Raw genomic sequence first — 14,756 nt, forward strand, 5'->3', positions numbered from 1 at the left:
GTAAAGCTAAAAGCATTGAGGAATTCATTGATAAACGATATGAAAATGCTTTGTTTTTCGAATCTCCTATAGGGGTGAACCTATATAAAAATAGATTGAAAATAGAGCAATTATTCTCCGTATTAAAGGTTTATATAACTTAGAAAATCCAAGACTCTATGGGCAAGTCCGATACGAACGTCATATAAAATGGGTTTTATTAGCTTATTTAATAGATGAATTTAATAAAAAACAGCAAGGAATAAAATCAAGAAAATATCCTTGGAACCTTTGATTCCTAAGAATATTTTCTTAAATAACTATTTGTCAAAATTAGTTATTCAACAACCTAATATTATTAAAAGATATAAAGCGTTTTAAAATTAAAAGGTTTTATATCTTTTAATTTTATATTAATATGGGAAATTATATATAAGTTGCTATATTAATTGATGACAGGAATTTAGTATAGTAATTAGGTGCTTAAAAGTTTATTTATAAAAATATAAATTCTAATAATATTAATAAGTGTGTGACTTAGTTACACAAAATTTAAAAGTTTTAGCATAGAATAATAGCATGGAGGAATAGTAATGACTAGTTATAATCAAAAAGCCAATGAAAGAATGGAAAAGATAAAGCATTTATATAAAACTTATCCTATACTCAATAAAATTAATCAAAAAAATAATGAAATAATTAATAAACAAGCAGTTTTTAAAACTGTATATGCAGATGAATATATAAAATCTACCGAAGGAACTTGTGTTGGAATTTTATTTGTAATAAAAGGAATTATAAAAATACAGAGAGTTAATGTGGAAGGAGAAGAAACTAATTTATATAATATAAGGCAGGGAGAGTTTTGCCATGAAGTATTAAGCTGTTTATCAAATTTTGAATCACTAAATATAACAGGAAAAGCAATTCAAGATTCAGAAATCTGTATAATACCATTAGATATAGCAAGATTATATTTCATGAAAGATAATGAGTTTTTATTATATATATATGAAGATTTATATAATAAATTTAATATAGTTATAGAAAATAAAGAAGAAAGGATACATGAATCTTTAGAAACAAGACTTGTAAAAATGCTCATTAATAGAAATAGTAATATAATTTATGGAACCCATAGCGAATTAGCATTTGAAATTGATTCAGCTAGAGAAGTTGTAAGTAGGAAACTTAAAAGCCTTGAGAAAAGAGGATATATAAAATTAGAAAGAGGGAAAATAATAATAATTAAAAATTTAAAAGAAATTTTAATGGTTAATCAATAAAGGACACTTTAAAAATCAAATGGAGTTACTATTCAAGTGACTAAGTCACAGAAATAGTATAGAGATAAAATTATAATTAAAATATGATTAGGAGGAGTTAAATATGGCTAAAACATTAGATAGTAATGAATTTATTCTAAATGTTGAAAATACTAAAGGGGTTGTAGTTGTTGATTTCTTTGCAACATGGTGTGGTCCATGCAAGATGCTATCACCTGTATTTGAAGGCATTAGTAATAAGATGGGAGACAAAGCTAAATTCTTTAAGCTAGATATAGATGAAAATATGAATATAGCTCAAAAATATAGAATATCTGCTGTTCCAACTATGATTATATTTAAGGATGGAGTTCCAGTAGAAAGCTTAGCAGGATTTATGCCGGAGCAAAATATAGCAAATAAGATAAATTCACATTTATAGACAACAAAGTTAAATTAAAAAATTTAGATAAGCTATGGAAAATATCAAGAGAAGAAAGTAGTAGTTAGTATATATAAATTATAATAATTGGCTGTTGCATAACTAAGTAATTTAATATTGCAACAGCCAATTTATATGAATTTTATAGAATGTATTTTTTATGCTTAATTAGAAAAATTATAATAATAAGTTTAATTTGTTTTTTATTTTCAGCGTGTGTGGACTGAAAATATTTATGGTGGTTAATTACTTATATTCATGGTAGTGTGTAAATATATTTTTAAAATAATAGGCAAATTATCTATTTATACTTAAACTAAACATATATAATTTGGAGGAGCTACATACATTTAGAATTTTGATAGAAGTAGTTTTTTATGCTTAAAGCGAGGTCACGCGATGAATTCCCTTCGAGCATATTCTTCATCGTATATTCTTTTACTTTATCATATTGAGTAAAAATTTTTTTTGCCTGTTTACTATCATTATATACTTTCCAATATCCACATAATAAACATTTCTTTGTAGTACATTCCATAAAATCTTTAACATCTTTAAATGGTATTCCAAGGAATAATCCAAGTTCATGAGGACAGTGATATTTTTCATATCTAGATTTTAAAGCATTTATATAATCATTAACGCATTCATTTTCAGGATATCCTATATTTAATAAGAAATTCTTGTGAGACTTTTTATATAATTCTTTTTTTAGTATAAATTCATCATAAATCATAATTATAATTGATTCATTACTTTCCCTTAATTCTATAAATTTTAAATCTGTAGAATTAATAAAACTAATACCAAAATCATTCCAACTATTATATAATTTCTGATTATTCTTTTTAATTGTTAGTGTAACAGCTGGTTTGATTCCTGCAATTACTAAGGATAAATTATATACTAAAAAAGTTTCTATATATTCTTTACTATGCATTGAATTTAATTTATTATAAAAATCTAGATGTCTCAATTCATATCACCGCCAAAATTATTTTATGCAAGAGCTATTTTTTTCCCTAAACTTATACAATCTTCTTCATTATCATCTGGTTCATTTTGAATTATTAATGGTGCATCTATTAAAGTACAACCATAACCTATCATTCTTTCTTCGAAATCTCTCATCCATTTTCCATCTCCCCAGCCATAAGATCCGAAAAGAGCTATTTTTTTCCCTGATACTTTAGTTGAAAGATTATCTATGAAAGGTTCAAATTCTGACTCTTCAAGGACTTCATCACCCATTGCTGAACAACCTAAAACAATTACTTCTTCTTTTAGTAAATCTTCTACATTAACATCAGACACAGATATTGTTTCTGCATCTTTACCAGAATCTACAATTCCTTTTTTTATTAATTCAGCCATTTTCTCTGTGTTACCTGTTCCTGACCAATATACTATTTTCATTTAATTACCACTCCTTATATTCTTTGAATAAATATGAAAATCATTCTCAATTAGAGAATACAATATCTGATTAATTTTGTCAAGTATTATTTATATTTATTTCCTAATAATATTTTTTTATACTCTATAGTATTTTATTTGATTTATTAAGAATAATAGGGAATTACTATATTAGTCCAGTTTTCAATTATACAATCAGTGATTTTAGGATCATACATTATTTCTTTATTGTTCAATATTTCATTATAACAATCGTTGTTAGTGATTATTTTTCGATATGGTCTGTTACTTCTCATAGCATCAATAGAATCACATATTGCAATTATTCTAGAGCCTAGTGGAATTTCTTCTTTACTTAAGCCATTAGGATATCCAGTACCATTCCATTTTTCATGATGATGCAAAACTATATGAGAAATTTCTTTTAAGCTATTCGCTTTTTTTAGTATATTAAAGCCTATCTTAGGATGACTTTTCATAAGTTCCCATTCCGAAGAAGTGAGTTTATCTTTTTTGTTCAATATATTATCTGGAACTCCAATTTTGCCAATATCATGTAAATGACCAGCAATATGAATCCTTTGTAAACTATTTTCATCAAGTCCTAATTGCGTACCTAAATCATATGCCATATTACCAACTCTAGTAGAATGGCCAGAGGTATAAACATCTTTCGCATCCAAGGCTGCAGCTAAGCTTTCTATTATATCATGATATATTTCAATATCTATTATCATCTTATCAATCCTTTACTTAAAATAATGTAGTTTTTAGTTGAAATTGTCACAAAAAGATTTATAAATGTTGTAAATCCCTAATATATAAAGTGAGTTTATTTATAAATTAGGTTTTATTTAGATATGCATGCCACTTGTAAAAACATCTTTTTACAATAAAATTAAAACTAAAGACAATATAACATATGAAAAATAAAAAGTAAATGAAAATAGTTATCAATTAGAACGCTAAATGGTTTGATGTGTGACTTAATCACATATTTGTTTTAAGAAATCATTTATAATATTCAAACATACAATTATATAGAGCATTCTTTAAAATATATATAAGATTTAATTAAATTTCTGTATTGAAAGTATGTGCAGGAATCAAATTGATGTAGTAAAATATATTATAAAATTAGATTTAAAAAAGGAATGATATATATGCAATATCTTTTATTATTTTTAGAAGGGATTATAACCTTTATATCACCATGCATTTTGCCGTTATTGCCATTATACATATCATATTTTATGGGCGGAAATGGTGATAATGAGAAATTTAAATATAGAACCTTAATAAATTCATTAGGGTTTGTACTTGGATTTACAATAATATTTACATTATTAGGAACACTTGCAGGAACCTTTGGAAGTTTTATAAAGGAACAAAGTTTCATTATAAATATTTTTAGTGGGCTTATAGTTATTTTATTTGGGATTAATTATGTAGGAATATTTAAAATTTCGCTTTTTGAAAAAAGTTTAAAATTAAAAACTGAAATAAAAACATTTAAATTTTTTTCATCAATTGTATTTGGAATGATTTTTGGAATAGGATGGACACCTTGTGTTGGCACTTTTCTAGGAACTGCTTTAATGATTGCAGTTAACTCACAAGAAACTGTTAAAGGAACTATAATGCTTTTAATTTATAGTTTAGGACTAGGTATACCTTTTATAGTATGTGCCATCCTAATAGAACAATTAAAAGAAACATTAAATTTTATAAAGAAAAATTATAAGATTATAAATATCATATCGGGAATAATTCTTGTTATTATAGGAAGTTTAATTATGACAGGTCATTTAAATAAATTCCTTTCTATATTGACATTTTAGAGATTTCAAAGAAATATTAAGCTCAATATTTTTATATATTTCTAGAAAAAATATAAAATTTTCAAATACTACACATAAGGAGAAATTTATGAATAATAATAAAAAATTAATTATACTTGTAGTGGGTTTTTTGACTTTTTCAATATTTTTGGTTGCTGCATATTTAGGGTATGGTACTTTAGCTTATAAATATAACAATAAAAATATAATAAATGAAAGCGAGAAGAGTCAAAATCAAAATTCAAAAAATAATAAACTTAAAGTAAAACTTAAAGCAAAAGATTTTACTATATATGATGAAAATCTTAAAGAAGTGAAATTATCAGATTATATAGGAACACCTGTAGTATTAAATTTTTGGGCTAGCTGGTGTCCGCCTTGTAAAGAAGAAATGCCGGGATTTAATGAAATGTCAAAGAAATATAGTAAAGAAAAAATAGCTATTTTAATGATAAACTTAACGGATGGAGAGCAAGAAACAACTAATAAAGCTCAAAAATATATAAAGAGCAACAATTATGATATGAAACTTTTATTCGATACAAAATTAGATGCTGCGAATAAATATAATATAACATCTATACCAAGAACAATTTTTATAGATAAAGATGGATATATTTTTAAAGATAATCCAGCAGGAGTACTATCTAAAGAAGAGCTAGAAAGTCAAATTGAATTGCTTCTTCAAGCTTAGAATATAAAAATATAAAATAGATTATAGTAAGGCTGTCTAAAGTTGGAAATAAAAATTTGGTTTGGACAGCTTATTTTTTAGTGATAAAGGAGAAACTTAAAGTGAGCATTAATCATTTTTAAGTCTTTTTTATGTATATAAGTTCTAATTAAGAAAGTTCATAATTTAGTTGGTTGTCGTATCCAATCACTCTAATATAGAAATTAAATCTTAATGAACAAAATTTTTTAGAACATATATAATAATATAAATATTGGGGAATAATCGTATGATTTAAAATTCTATATGTGACTAAGTCACATATGTTCGCGAAAAATAATATATAATATAGGAATATAAGGACATAATTGAATTATTATGGCAAACACTAGTTTAGGAAAAATTTAAAACTTAAATAAATTTAAATTAAAAATTTAGGAGGATAAGATATGTTTAATTTTTTAAAAGGAGATAGTGAAAAAGTTATAAATGTTAATGATATTGATAGTTTAATAGGTGAAATTGAATTAATCGATATTAGAGAAGACTATGAATATAAAGGTGGAAGCATAAAAAGTGCAAAAAATATTCCTATGGGTGAACTTTTAAATGATCCAGATAAATATTTAAATAAAAGTAAAGAATACTACATAATGTGTCAATCTGGTGGAAGAAGTTTAAGAGCATGCAATAACCTAATAAATCAAGGCTTTAATGTTATAAATGTCTCTGGTGGAATGGGATCATATGTAGGAACAAAAAGGAAATACTGTAAACGAACATAGATAAAAATAGAAGCATATGTAGCTTGGTTAGAATATGCTTCTATTTTTATTTTTTCAAATGTTATTAACACAAAAATGAATGCAATTAAAATTTTTAATATAAAAATGAATGCAATTAAAATTTTTAATATAAAAATGTGTAGTAAAATATACTATTTCATATTTTGAAACATGGTTAATATATTTAACATTCCATATCCCCATTGTGGATTAGGATATATATCGCCAACTCTTCTGATAGTTCCTCTTGAGAGATATGTTACTAAAGTTTGAGAATACATAAATCGGTCATTGCCATCAACAATTCCCCATTCAAATAGCAGAATACAAGCACCGGCTACAATAGCAGCAGATACACTAGTTCCATTAACAATAGCAGTATTATTATTAGGAGCTACTGTGATTGCATTTACACCACCGGCGGCAACATTTATTATATTAACGTAATTATCAATTAATGACATACCTGAATAATCTAAAAGAGTTTTATTATTTTGATTATAGGCGGCAGCTGTAATTATAAGATTAGAAGTGGCTGGATTAGTGTTTGTTCCATAAATATCTGATGGAATAAATCTAGTGCCGCCAATTGATATTCCTTTTTGAGGTATCCAAGCATTATATTTGCCATCTAAAATAGAATCTCCACTTAGTCTCAGTTTCCATACACCCGGTTGTAAATCATAAAATCGAATGCGTATTAATTCATCACCAGTATTTTCTTCAGGCAAATAATAATTGACTTTAATTTTTGTATTTTCAAATGTGAATGTATAGTAATTAGTGGCGTTAATTAAAGCAGCTAATATGCCGGTATTTTCACCAGATGGAGAAATAATGTCTAAGGACATTATATTTGGAGCATCAATCCAAATTTCAAGCCATAAATCCTTTTGTTCTGGGGAGACTGTTAATTGCATCGAACTTGTACTATCAACACTAGATAATATACCAGATGCATGTCCACCATTTACACATTCATTTCCAGCACCTGTAACTACTGCAATGCCACTATTTAAGCATATAAAATCTACATACTGCTCTAAGATTCCATTTCCTTTATGACTACCTAAACTACTTCCAACAGGAAGATATATAACTAATGGTTTATAATTTGTTAAAGCATATCTATATAAGAATTCTAGAGCAGCAAAAACACTGGTTATATTAAATTCTGGAACTTCTACAGTAAACCATTTTTTAAATGCGGGATCTATTAATAATTTTACAATCACAAAATTGCAGTCTGGAGCAATTCCTTTTAAATTAGGACTTTTGCCAGTTGCTCCAATTATTCCAGACATATTTGTTCCATGTCCAAGTTCATCTTTGCTTGGAACTATATCATATGGCAACTTTCCTTCTTTTTGTGCATTTATAGCTTCTTGTATTTGATCTTTTGTGTATAAGGTTCCAAAGTTAACCATACTATTTTGAGCTTTTTTATTTGAGCTTATTGTTTGATCCCAAATACATTCAATTCGTGTTTGACCATTAGAATCTATAAATTCATCACTTAAAAAATCTATACCTGAGTCAACAACTGCTATATTTACTCCTTTCCCAGTTAGTGCTAGCGGTAACTCTAGCTGTAAAAACTGTACACCAGAAGCTTCAATAGGAGAAACTTCCTGAAGTGTAAAAAATTCAGCTGGCTGTACATAAACAATAGTTGAAAAATAGGGTGCACCTGTATTAATATCTATACCTTTTGCTATAATTTCTCTTTGTACACAGACTATAGCATATGTATCATTTAGTATTACTACATAATAACCAGCATATTTTGAAACTTCCTCTTTAATATTTCCTTGATATTTAACTAGATAACTAAAATAATCTGGATTTTTCAAAAAATCGTCTGGAGTTGGATATTTTGATTCCATTTAAATCCTCCGTATTAATACTCTCAATATCTAAATAATTATCCCTAATTTTATTAAAATTAATTGAGTTATAATAATATGTATATTTTTATATTATTTATTTGATGATATAAGATTTATAATTTATTATTTGTTTTAAGAAGTAATTTTATAAAATGATTTACGATTTCTTTTTAGTTATATTATATATGTGTCTCTAAGTCACATATATTTCTATAAAATTAATATATAATAAATTCAAGATGTTGCATATACTGCAAATATAGTAAATTTAGATGAACTGTAAATTCTATGAATTAACTGCCGGATAATTTAACGTTTAGAAGAGAAAGCTCACCACTTCCAACTATTATTGCAATGTCTCCATATTCAATAGTATCTAGGTTTACTGATTGGTTTATAGTATCAAATCTTTTATAGAGTTTCAGGATACTATTAGGATCTATTACTATTAAAGTTGTGATGTTGTTTGGTGTTATGAGGCTAGCAGTAGCAGTGAAAGAACCCTTTTGAGAAACAGTGTATATACCTTGCTTATAAACATTTGATATAGGTTGTGCCTTTGGAATTTCTGTAAATGTCAATGTTGACATTAAAAAAATTATTATGAATGCTTTTAATTTCATTATATACACCTCGCTATATAATATTTTGAGAAGTTTGTATCGAAATATACTAAATATAATTAATCATGCTAACAAAGCATTAAAAAAACAATAAAAGGCAAAATTAGAGGATCAGTTTCAACATAAAAACATTATTATTATGTGAATTAAAAAAATAAATATTCAAGATGTAGAAAGTACGTTATCTTTAGTGATTATAGTATAGATTGTAATAACTAATGTAAGCATAAGAAATAACAGTTATATAGGAGTATTAGAGAGTATAGAAAGAGGATAGCTGAGAGAGAGTAAGTACCATACTTGATATGAATATTAATAAGAAATAATTGCCATAAATAATATGGCTAATCATTAGTTATACTAATGATGTTAACTTATTGAATATATAAAACAAGTATGGAGGAACAAAAGAAGTGGAATTACAAATATTAAAAAATAGAGATAAAGATATTGTTGTTTTGTTAGATGATAACATGAGAGTAGTGAAGCCTGTATATGAATATTTAAAATATTTAAGATTAAAAGACAGAGCATTAAATACACTGAACGCCAATGGAAGAGATCTAAAGATATACTGGTTTTTTTTAAATAAAAGTGGTTATGATTATGACCAAATAAGTCCAAATATAATTGGTGATTTTATAGAATATTTAAGAGATCCTAACACTTCCGACAACGTAGTTAGCGTATATATTGAAAGTAAGCGCACAGGAAAGACTATAAATAGAATACTTAGTACAGTTTATAATTTTTATAAATATTGTGGAATGATTAAAGAAATAAATAACCCTATAATAATGGAAAATGTTAATAGACCATTTGATATGTTTAAAAGTCTGTTATACCACACAAGAAGTAATAATAAGACTAGGAAATCTATATTCAAAGTTAAAGAAAGTAAGACCATATTTAAACTTGTATCAGATGCTACTGCTGAAAAAATTTTAAATAATCTATTAACTTGGAGAGATAAATTAATCTTCAAGATAATGTACCTTACAGGGGCGAGAATAGGTGAAGTATTGGAACTTCAAATTGAGGATATACCTTATCCTGATACTTCAAAAGAAATTGGAATATTAGAAAATATAAAATCCAAAGGTAAAAGGAGAAATTTATATATTCCTATGGTTTTGCTTGAAGAAATAGACAATTTTATTATGGAAGAACGAAATGATACAGATACAGAACATAGTTATATATTTATATCACAACAAAAGCAAAATTTAGGTAAACCACTAACTTATAGAGCAATATATGAAGTATTTAATACAATAAAAAGGAAAGTAGGAATTGAATTTAATTTTCACGATTTACGACATACATATATAACCCATTTAGTTGAGAATGGTATGGATATAAGTGTTGTAAAGATTATTGCAGGACACGAACATATTACTACTACACAGCAATATACTCATATTTCCAATCAGTACCTTGAAGATAGTTTGAGTAAATACTGGAGTAAGAGTATATTAATCGGAGGTGGAGCTAGTGGCAAATAAAATTCCTAATGAGGATGTATGGGAGTTAATAGAAAATGATGATAACTCTCAAAATTTTGGTAGAAAATATAATTTTGATTTCTCTTATATAGAAAGTAAAGAAATTAAAAATATAATAAAATTTTATACTTGGAGAAATTATAAAGAAAGTCGAAAAACATTAGGCTATCTTTATGGTCAAGTAAGAACTGATTTTAAAGTAGTTAATAATTTTCTTGTTTTAAATAATATAAATTCACTAAAACAAATTACTAATAGTGATATAGATAATTTTGTTTCATATTTAAAAACGTTAATAAGTCCATTAACTAATAAGAAATATGCTTATAAGACTCAAAGACTTCACTTTATTAGTTTAAAATCAATAATTGATTGGACAAGAATATATATTCCTAAAAATAGTCCACAAACTGAGATTTTTGAAAAAGTTTATTTTCCACGTATTTCAAGAAATATTACTTATAATTTCATTCCCGATAACATCGTTATTAAAATAAATGATTCCTTAAGAAATGAAAAAAATCCTTATGTTAAATGTGGAATAATTATTCTTCAATCAACCGGTATGAGAGTTGGAGATATGCTTAGATTAACTATCGATAGCGTTAAGCCGCATTTAATAAGTGGATATACATTAACCTGGTATGATCATAAAAATAGAAAAGAAAGAGTGCCATTACCTATAAATGATAATTGCTACAATGCTATACAAGAATTATTAGAATATACAGATGAAATTAGATATGAAGCAGAATCAAATATAAAAAAATACTTATTTATCTATAAATCGATAAATCTTATAAAGGAAAATAAAGTCTCAAATATCTCATGTGAAACATTTAAAAGTTGGATTAACAATTTTTCACTTCAGCATAATATTAGAGATGAAAACGGTGAATTGTATAAAATAAAAATTCATCAGTTTAGAAAAACAATTGCTACTGATATGTTTTCGAAAAATGTAAATTTAAAAGTTATACAACAATTTTTAGGACATTCTGATATTAGAACTACTAAATTATATTATGCAGATGTTAAAGACAAAGAAAGAGCTGAAATATTTAAGAATATAGGTATTATCGGCAACATCAACAAAGTTGATGAAACAGTTATATCAGATAAGCAAGATTTAATTTGGTTCAAGGAAAACAAGGATAAAGGAGCAAGAATGGAAGATGGTTATTGCACCAAGCCTTGTACTGATGGAAAGATATGCGACAGATTATTAAAAAGACAGAAATGCTATACTTGCAGTAGATATATTACAACTCCAGAGTATTTACAGGCTCATAAGAATAATTTAGCAGAGTTAGAAAAGCAATTAGAAGAAAATATTTATGGCGATCATTATGCGGAGCATTTCCTCCCTACAATTGAAATTCTAAAGGAAATTGTGAAGAGATTGGAGGAAATGTAATATGGAAATAACTAAATTACAATTATCACCGGTAAATACTAAAAGTGATTATAGTAATATAACAATCGGAAATTCTAAATTTATTGATGATGTGTGGGATTTATCACCATTTATGCAAGAAAAAACGTTGAACAAATGTAGGAAAATACTGCAATTTGATTATATTAAAAACATAGATATGAGACTGGTTGCTAAATTATATGCTTATTATAGACTTGCAATAGTAAAACCACAGACTGTTGTAACAGATATAAATACTAGATTAACAGTATTTATCAAATATGCAGAACTAAATGGAATTGAAAGTTTTAATCAAATTAATAAAGATGTATTTTTAGATTATTATATGTGGCTAAAAGAAGAACGAAAATATGCTACGATAAGTGGATATGCTAATTTAAGAGTCATTGAACAAATAATAAAAATAGGGCAAATAAAAGGTTGGAATGTATCTAAAAGCGATATATTTGCAACAATCAATTCTTTAGAATTATGGCAATATAAAAAAGAACTTGGCATTAATAAAATCAAGCCTATACCTGAAGATATATTCGATAAAATACTTTGCCATGCAGTTAATAAAGAAACTAATATATTGACTAAAGCGGGGATAATAATTCAAAGTCAAACGGGCTTAAGAATCAATGAAATATTATCTATAAGGCAGGGATGCGTTCATGCAACAAGTGATGGATACGATTATATTGAAGTTGCTTTGGGAAAAACTGAAAAGGGTGAACCTATAATTCATAAAGTATTTATCAATGACTTAGTAAAGAAAACTGTTGCTGAACTTGAGGAACACACAAAAAATCTAAGAGAAGAGAGTAAGCTAAAAGAGTTATTCATATCCCAAAATCATAAAACTGGAATTGGAGTTTTAAAAGCTTCAGCTTGGTCAAATGTTAAATTGAAAAATTTTATAAAAAAATGGGATATAAGAGATGAAAAAGGTAATTTGTATTCTTTAAAATCTCATCAATTTAGAGCAACATTTGTCAGAGAACTTATTAAGCAAAAGGTTCCAATAGCACATATTATGAAACAATTTTCTCACGTATCTATTGAAATGACTTCACACTACCTTACCTTGAAAGAGGAAGAAGTTAAAGAAATATATTCAGATATGATACTTAGCAGAGATTCTAAAATTGCTGGACTTAGAGCAAAGGAAATTAAGTATAAACTTAATGAACAGTTTCGTGGAAAAACGGAGCAAGAGATTGATGATATTGTATCTAATTTATCTAAATCTATGAGTTTCAATCCATTACCGACAGGCGTATGCCTATATGATTTTAGAAGGGGGAACTGTTCTGATGGTGATGGCTGTTTCTTCTATAACTGTCCTAACTACGTTACCGAGGTCAAGTTCCACCCTATTTTAAAGCAAGAATTAGATCTTATGGAAAAAGAAATGACAAGGTTTAAAGAATTAGGTAAAGAAAGAGATTGGCAAAGACAATATGTTAAATGGCAATATCTAAAACCACTTGTAGATAGTTTGGAGGTGCAAATGGATGGTAAGGAATCATAATAGAAATACTGAAGGCTTAAAGGAATTTGCTGAAAAAAAGAACCAAGAAACTATTGAAAAAGTTAATAGAATAATAGATAAACTAAAGCGTTCTAAAACTAAGAAAATTAACTTTAAAACTGTAGCTGAGGAAGCAGGCGTATCTAAGGTTACTTTGTATAATAATGCCATTCTTAAAGAACGCATATTAAGTCTTAGAGCCATTGAAAAGAGTATCAATAACGATGATATTATCATAACTCCAAAGGATAAAATGCAGGTTAAAGATGATAAGATAAAAAGACTTTACCAAGAAATAAAAAAACTTAAAGAGGATAAGAAAAACTTAATTATTCAATTAGTCGAAATGGAAGAACTTAAAGATGAAAACAAAAAATTAAGAAAAAACCTAGAAAAAATGAAGCGATGTTAGGAGGGATACTATGGTTGCTACCAAGGAATATATACAAGGATTAAGAGAAAAATCGGGTTTCAATATATCTAAAGAACAAGAAAAACTTATTCTTAAAAAGTTGGGAGAAGAACCCGAACCTGAAGAGTATACAGAACAAGATATTTTTGAACAGATACGAAAAATTATCAGAAATTAGTGAAATATAACATAGTAAACACTGAAAAGTGTTTAGTATGAAATAAAGTTAGTGTTAGTGAGAGTTTGGTACTTATAATACACTCTCTCACTAAAGATAATTGACGCATTAATTAGGGTGAGAAAATATAATGGATAAAATGCCTTATAAGATGAAGGTTAAATTAAGACAATTACAAAAGCAGTTTCTAAAGTTTCAGCCATAACATCAGATATAGATAAAATATTAGAAAAATATAAGTTAGAAGCTGAATTGTTTACAGCTAATGCAGGACTAGGAGTTGATGAACAAATAGAAGGACTAAGTTTTATTCTAAATGATGAATATAATGATATCACAATTGAACATGCAATAAAAGAAATAGAAAGAGTGTTTTTATTACATGTTAACAAAAAAGAAATTTTGTAAATATTACAAATCAAAATTAAGGAGGAATTTTATAATGAGTAAAAATGGAAAATATGTTTGTACCACTTCTTGCAAGATAGGAGTAATTTTTAGACATCATATGTAAATTTGATTTAGTGAATAATGAAAAAATGCTCTTTGAAAATTGAATAATGCGATATTTACAATATATGTTATAACTAATCCATAATAAATGAATTATAATGAAGATTATTTTTATTAGGAGAATTGATAAAAATTTTAAATCTTTTTTTGTTGACTAGGACGGAAAAAAGTAAAATTATAGGAGCCACAAAAAATATAAAGAACAAAATTGTTAGGATATATAGCTTATTTACTTCGGGTATTAAATGGTTTAATAGATGTTATGATTCTTCAGCCAAGAA

At 26.4% G+C, this 14,756-nt stretch carries 16 protein-coding genes; 11 read left to right on the plus strand and 5 right to left on the minus strand.

Translation table 11 applies throughout. The features are described from left to right. Nucleotides 1-572: 572 nt before the first annotated feature. On the plus strand, nt 573-1,265 hold the full coding sequence (locus CLPUN_RS11410) for a Crp/Fnr family transcriptional regulator (protein WP_077847398.1): 693 nt from the start codon (nt 573-575) through the stop codon (nt 1,263-1,265). A 103-nt stretch (nt 1,266-1,368) separates the two neighbouring features. Next, nucleotides 1,369-1,686 (plus strand): thioredoxin, encoded by a 318-nt coding sequence (gene trxA / locus CLPUN_RS11415; RefSeq protein WP_077847400.1) that lies wholly within the window; start codon nt 1,369-1,371, stop codon nt 1,684-1,686. 340 nt (nt 1,687-2,026) lie between these two features. Here trxA and CLPUN_RS11420 read toward each other — a convergent pair whose 3' ends face one another. The 3 genes from CLPUN_RS11420 to CLPUN_RS11430 all read right to left on the minus strand — a co-directional run bounded on the left by CLPUN_RS11420 (nt 2,027) and on the right by CLPUN_RS11430 (nt 3,839). Beyond that, nucleotides 2,027-2,662, minus strand: coding sequence for a DUF3793 family protein (locus tag CLPUN_RS11420; protein ID WP_077847401.1), 636 nt, complete (start codon nt 2,660-2,662; stop codon nt 2,027-2,029). Nucleotides 2,663-2,685: 23 nt separating this feature from the next. Continuing rightward, entirely contained in the window at nt 2,686-3,102 is a 417-nt protein-coding gene (locus CLPUN_RS11425) for a flavodoxin (protein WP_077847402.1), read from the minus strand. 146 nt (nt 3,103-3,248) lie between these two features. Next, nucleotides 3,249-3,839: an HD-GYP domain-containing protein gene (locus tag CLPUN_RS11430; RefSeq protein ID WP_198944318.1), complete on the minus strand. Its 591-nt coding sequence runs from the start codon at nt 3,837-3,839 to the stop codon at nt 3,249-3,251. 426 nt (nt 3,840-4,265) lie between these two features. On the opposite strand from CLPUN_RS11430, the gene CLPUN_RS11435 reads away from it, so the two are divergent. The 3 genes from CLPUN_RS11435 (at nt 4,266) to CLPUN_RS11445 (ending at nt 6,401) form a co-directional block, all read left to right on the plus strand. Next, nucleotides 4,266-4,943 carry a cytochrome c biogenesis CcdA family protein gene (locus CLPUN_RS11435; RefSeq protein ID WP_077847403.1) on the plus strand — a complete coding sequence of 226 codons (678 nt, stop codon included), beginning with the start codon at nt 4,266-4,268 and terminating at the stop codon, nt 4,941-4,943. A gap of 88 nt (nt 4,944-5,031) precedes the next feature. Next, complete coding sequence (locus CLPUN_RS11440; protein WP_077847404.1) at nt 5,032-5,637, plus strand: TlpA family protein disulfide reductase; 606 nt, start codon at nt 5,032-5,034, stop codon at nt 5,635-5,637. Between the two features lie 428 nt (nt 5,638-6,065). Next, nucleotides 6,066-6,401, plus strand: a complete 336-nt coding sequence (locus tag CLPUN_RS11445) for a rhodanese-like domain-containing protein (protein ID WP_077847407.1) — start codon at nt 6,066-6,068, stop codon at nt 6,399-6,401. A gap of 152 nt (nt 6,402-6,553) precedes the next feature. Here CLPUN_RS11445 and CLPUN_RS11450 read toward each other — a convergent pair whose 3' ends face one another. Continuing rightward, nucleotides 6,554-8,287, minus strand: a complete 1,734-nt coding sequence (locus tag CLPUN_RS11450; RefSeq protein ID WP_077847409.1) for a S8 family peptidase — start codon at nt 8,285-8,287, stop codon at nt 6,554-6,556. A 296-nt stretch (nt 8,288-8,583) separates the two neighbouring features. Further along, nucleotides 8,584-8,913: a hypothetical protein gene (locus tag CLPUN_RS11455; protein ID WP_077847410.1), complete on the minus strand. Its 330-nt coding sequence runs from the start codon at nt 8,911-8,913 to the stop codon at nt 8,584-8,586. Between the two features lie 413 nt (nt 8,914-9,326). Here CLPUN_RS11455 and CLPUN_RS11460 point away from each other — a divergent pair, with 413 nt between their 5' ends. From CLPUN_RS11460 to CLPUN_RS27655, 6 genes are all read left to right on the plus strand, one after another. Then, entirely contained in the window at nt 9,327-10,418 is a 1,092-nt protein-coding gene (locus tag CLPUN_RS11460; RefSeq protein WP_077847411.1) for a tyrosine-type recombinase/integrase, read from the plus strand. Then, on the plus strand, nt 10,408-11,835 hold the full coding sequence (locus CLPUN_RS11465; protein ID WP_077847413.1) for a tyrosine-type recombinase/integrase: 1,428 nt from the start codon (nt 10,408-10,410) through the stop codon (nt 11,833-11,835). The genes CLPUN_RS11460 and CLPUN_RS11465 overlap by 11 nt, the downstream gene beginning before the upstream one ends. 1 nt (nt 11,836) lies before the next feature. Next, nucleotides 11,837-13,372 (plus strand): tyrosine-type recombinase/integrase, encoded by a 1,536-nt coding sequence (locus tag CLPUN_RS11470; RefSeq protein WP_077847414.1) that lies wholly within the window; start codon nt 11,837-11,839, stop codon nt 13,370-13,372. Then, nucleotides 13,356-13,784, plus strand: coding sequence for a DUF6262 family protein (locus tag CLPUN_RS11475; protein WP_077847415.1), 429 nt, complete (start codon nt 13,356-13,358; stop codon nt 13,782-13,784). The genes CLPUN_RS11470 and CLPUN_RS11475 overlap by 17 nt, the downstream gene beginning before the upstream one ends. Before the next feature lie 10 nt (nt 13,785-13,794). Further along, entirely contained in the window at nt 13,795-13,962 is a 168-nt protein-coding gene (locus CLPUN_RS28035; protein WP_198944319.1) for a hypothetical protein, read from the plus strand. 252 nt (nt 13,963-14,214) lie between these two features. Next, nucleotides 14,215-14,370, plus strand: coding sequence for a hypothetical protein (locus tag CLPUN_RS27655; RefSeq protein ID WP_158078756.1), 156 nt, complete (start codon nt 14,215-14,217; stop codon nt 14,368-14,370). Nucleotides 14,371-14,756 lie beyond the last annotated feature (386 nt).

Origin of the sequence: Clostridium puniceum (assembly GCF_002006345.1) — a bacterium.
GTDB classification, from domain to species: domain Bacteria; phylum Bacillota; class Clostridia; order Clostridiales; family Clostridiaceae; genus Clostridium; species Clostridium puniceum.

Bases quoted from the DNA above. Each gene is read 5' to 3' on its own strand.
- CLPUN_RS11410 (WP_077847398.1), top strand. From the start codon at position 573: ATGACTAGTTATAATCAAAAAGCCAATGAAAGAATGGAAAAGATAAAG.
- trxA (WP_077847400.1), top strand. From the start codon at position 1,369: ATGGCTAAAACATTAGATAGTAATGAATTTATTCTAAATGTTGAAAAT.
- CLPUN_RS11425 (WP_077847402.1), bottom strand. From the start codon at position 3,102: ATGAAAATAGTATATTGGTCAGGAACAGGTAACACAGAGAAAATGGCT.
- CLPUN_RS11430 (WP_198944318.1), bottom strand. From the start codon at position 3,839: ATGATAATAGATATTGAAATATATCATGATATAATAGAAAGCTTAGCT.
- CLPUN_RS11435 (WP_077847403.1), top strand. From the start codon at position 4,266: ATGCAATATCTTTTATTATTTTTAGAAGGGATTATAACCTTTATATCA.
- CLPUN_RS11440 (WP_077847404.1), top strand. From the start codon at position 5,032: ATGAATAATAATAAAAAATTAATTATACTTGTAGTGGGTTTTTTGACT.
- CLPUN_RS11445 (WP_077847407.1), top strand. From the start codon at position 6,066: ATGTTTAATTTTTTAAAAGGAGATAGTGAAAAAGTTATAAATGTTAAT.
- CLPUN_RS11450 (WP_077847409.1), bottom strand. From the start codon at position 8,287: ATGGAATCAAAATATCCAACTCCAGACGATTTTTTGAAAAATCCAGAT.
- CLPUN_RS11455 (WP_077847410.1), bottom strand. From the start codon at position 8,913: ATGAAATTAAAAGCATTCATAATAATTTTTTTAATGTCAACATTGACA.
- CLPUN_RS11470 (WP_077847414.1), top strand. From the start codon at position 11,837: ATGGAAATAACTAAATTACAATTATCACCGGTAAATACTAAAAGTGAT.
- CLPUN_RS11475 (WP_077847415.1), top strand. From the start codon at position 13,356: ATGGTAAGGAATCATAATAGAAATACTGAAGGCTTAAAGGAATTTGCT.
- CLPUN_RS28035 (WP_198944319.1), top strand. From the start codon at position 13,795: ATGGTTGCTACCAAGGAATATATACAAGGATTAAGAGAAAAATCGGGT.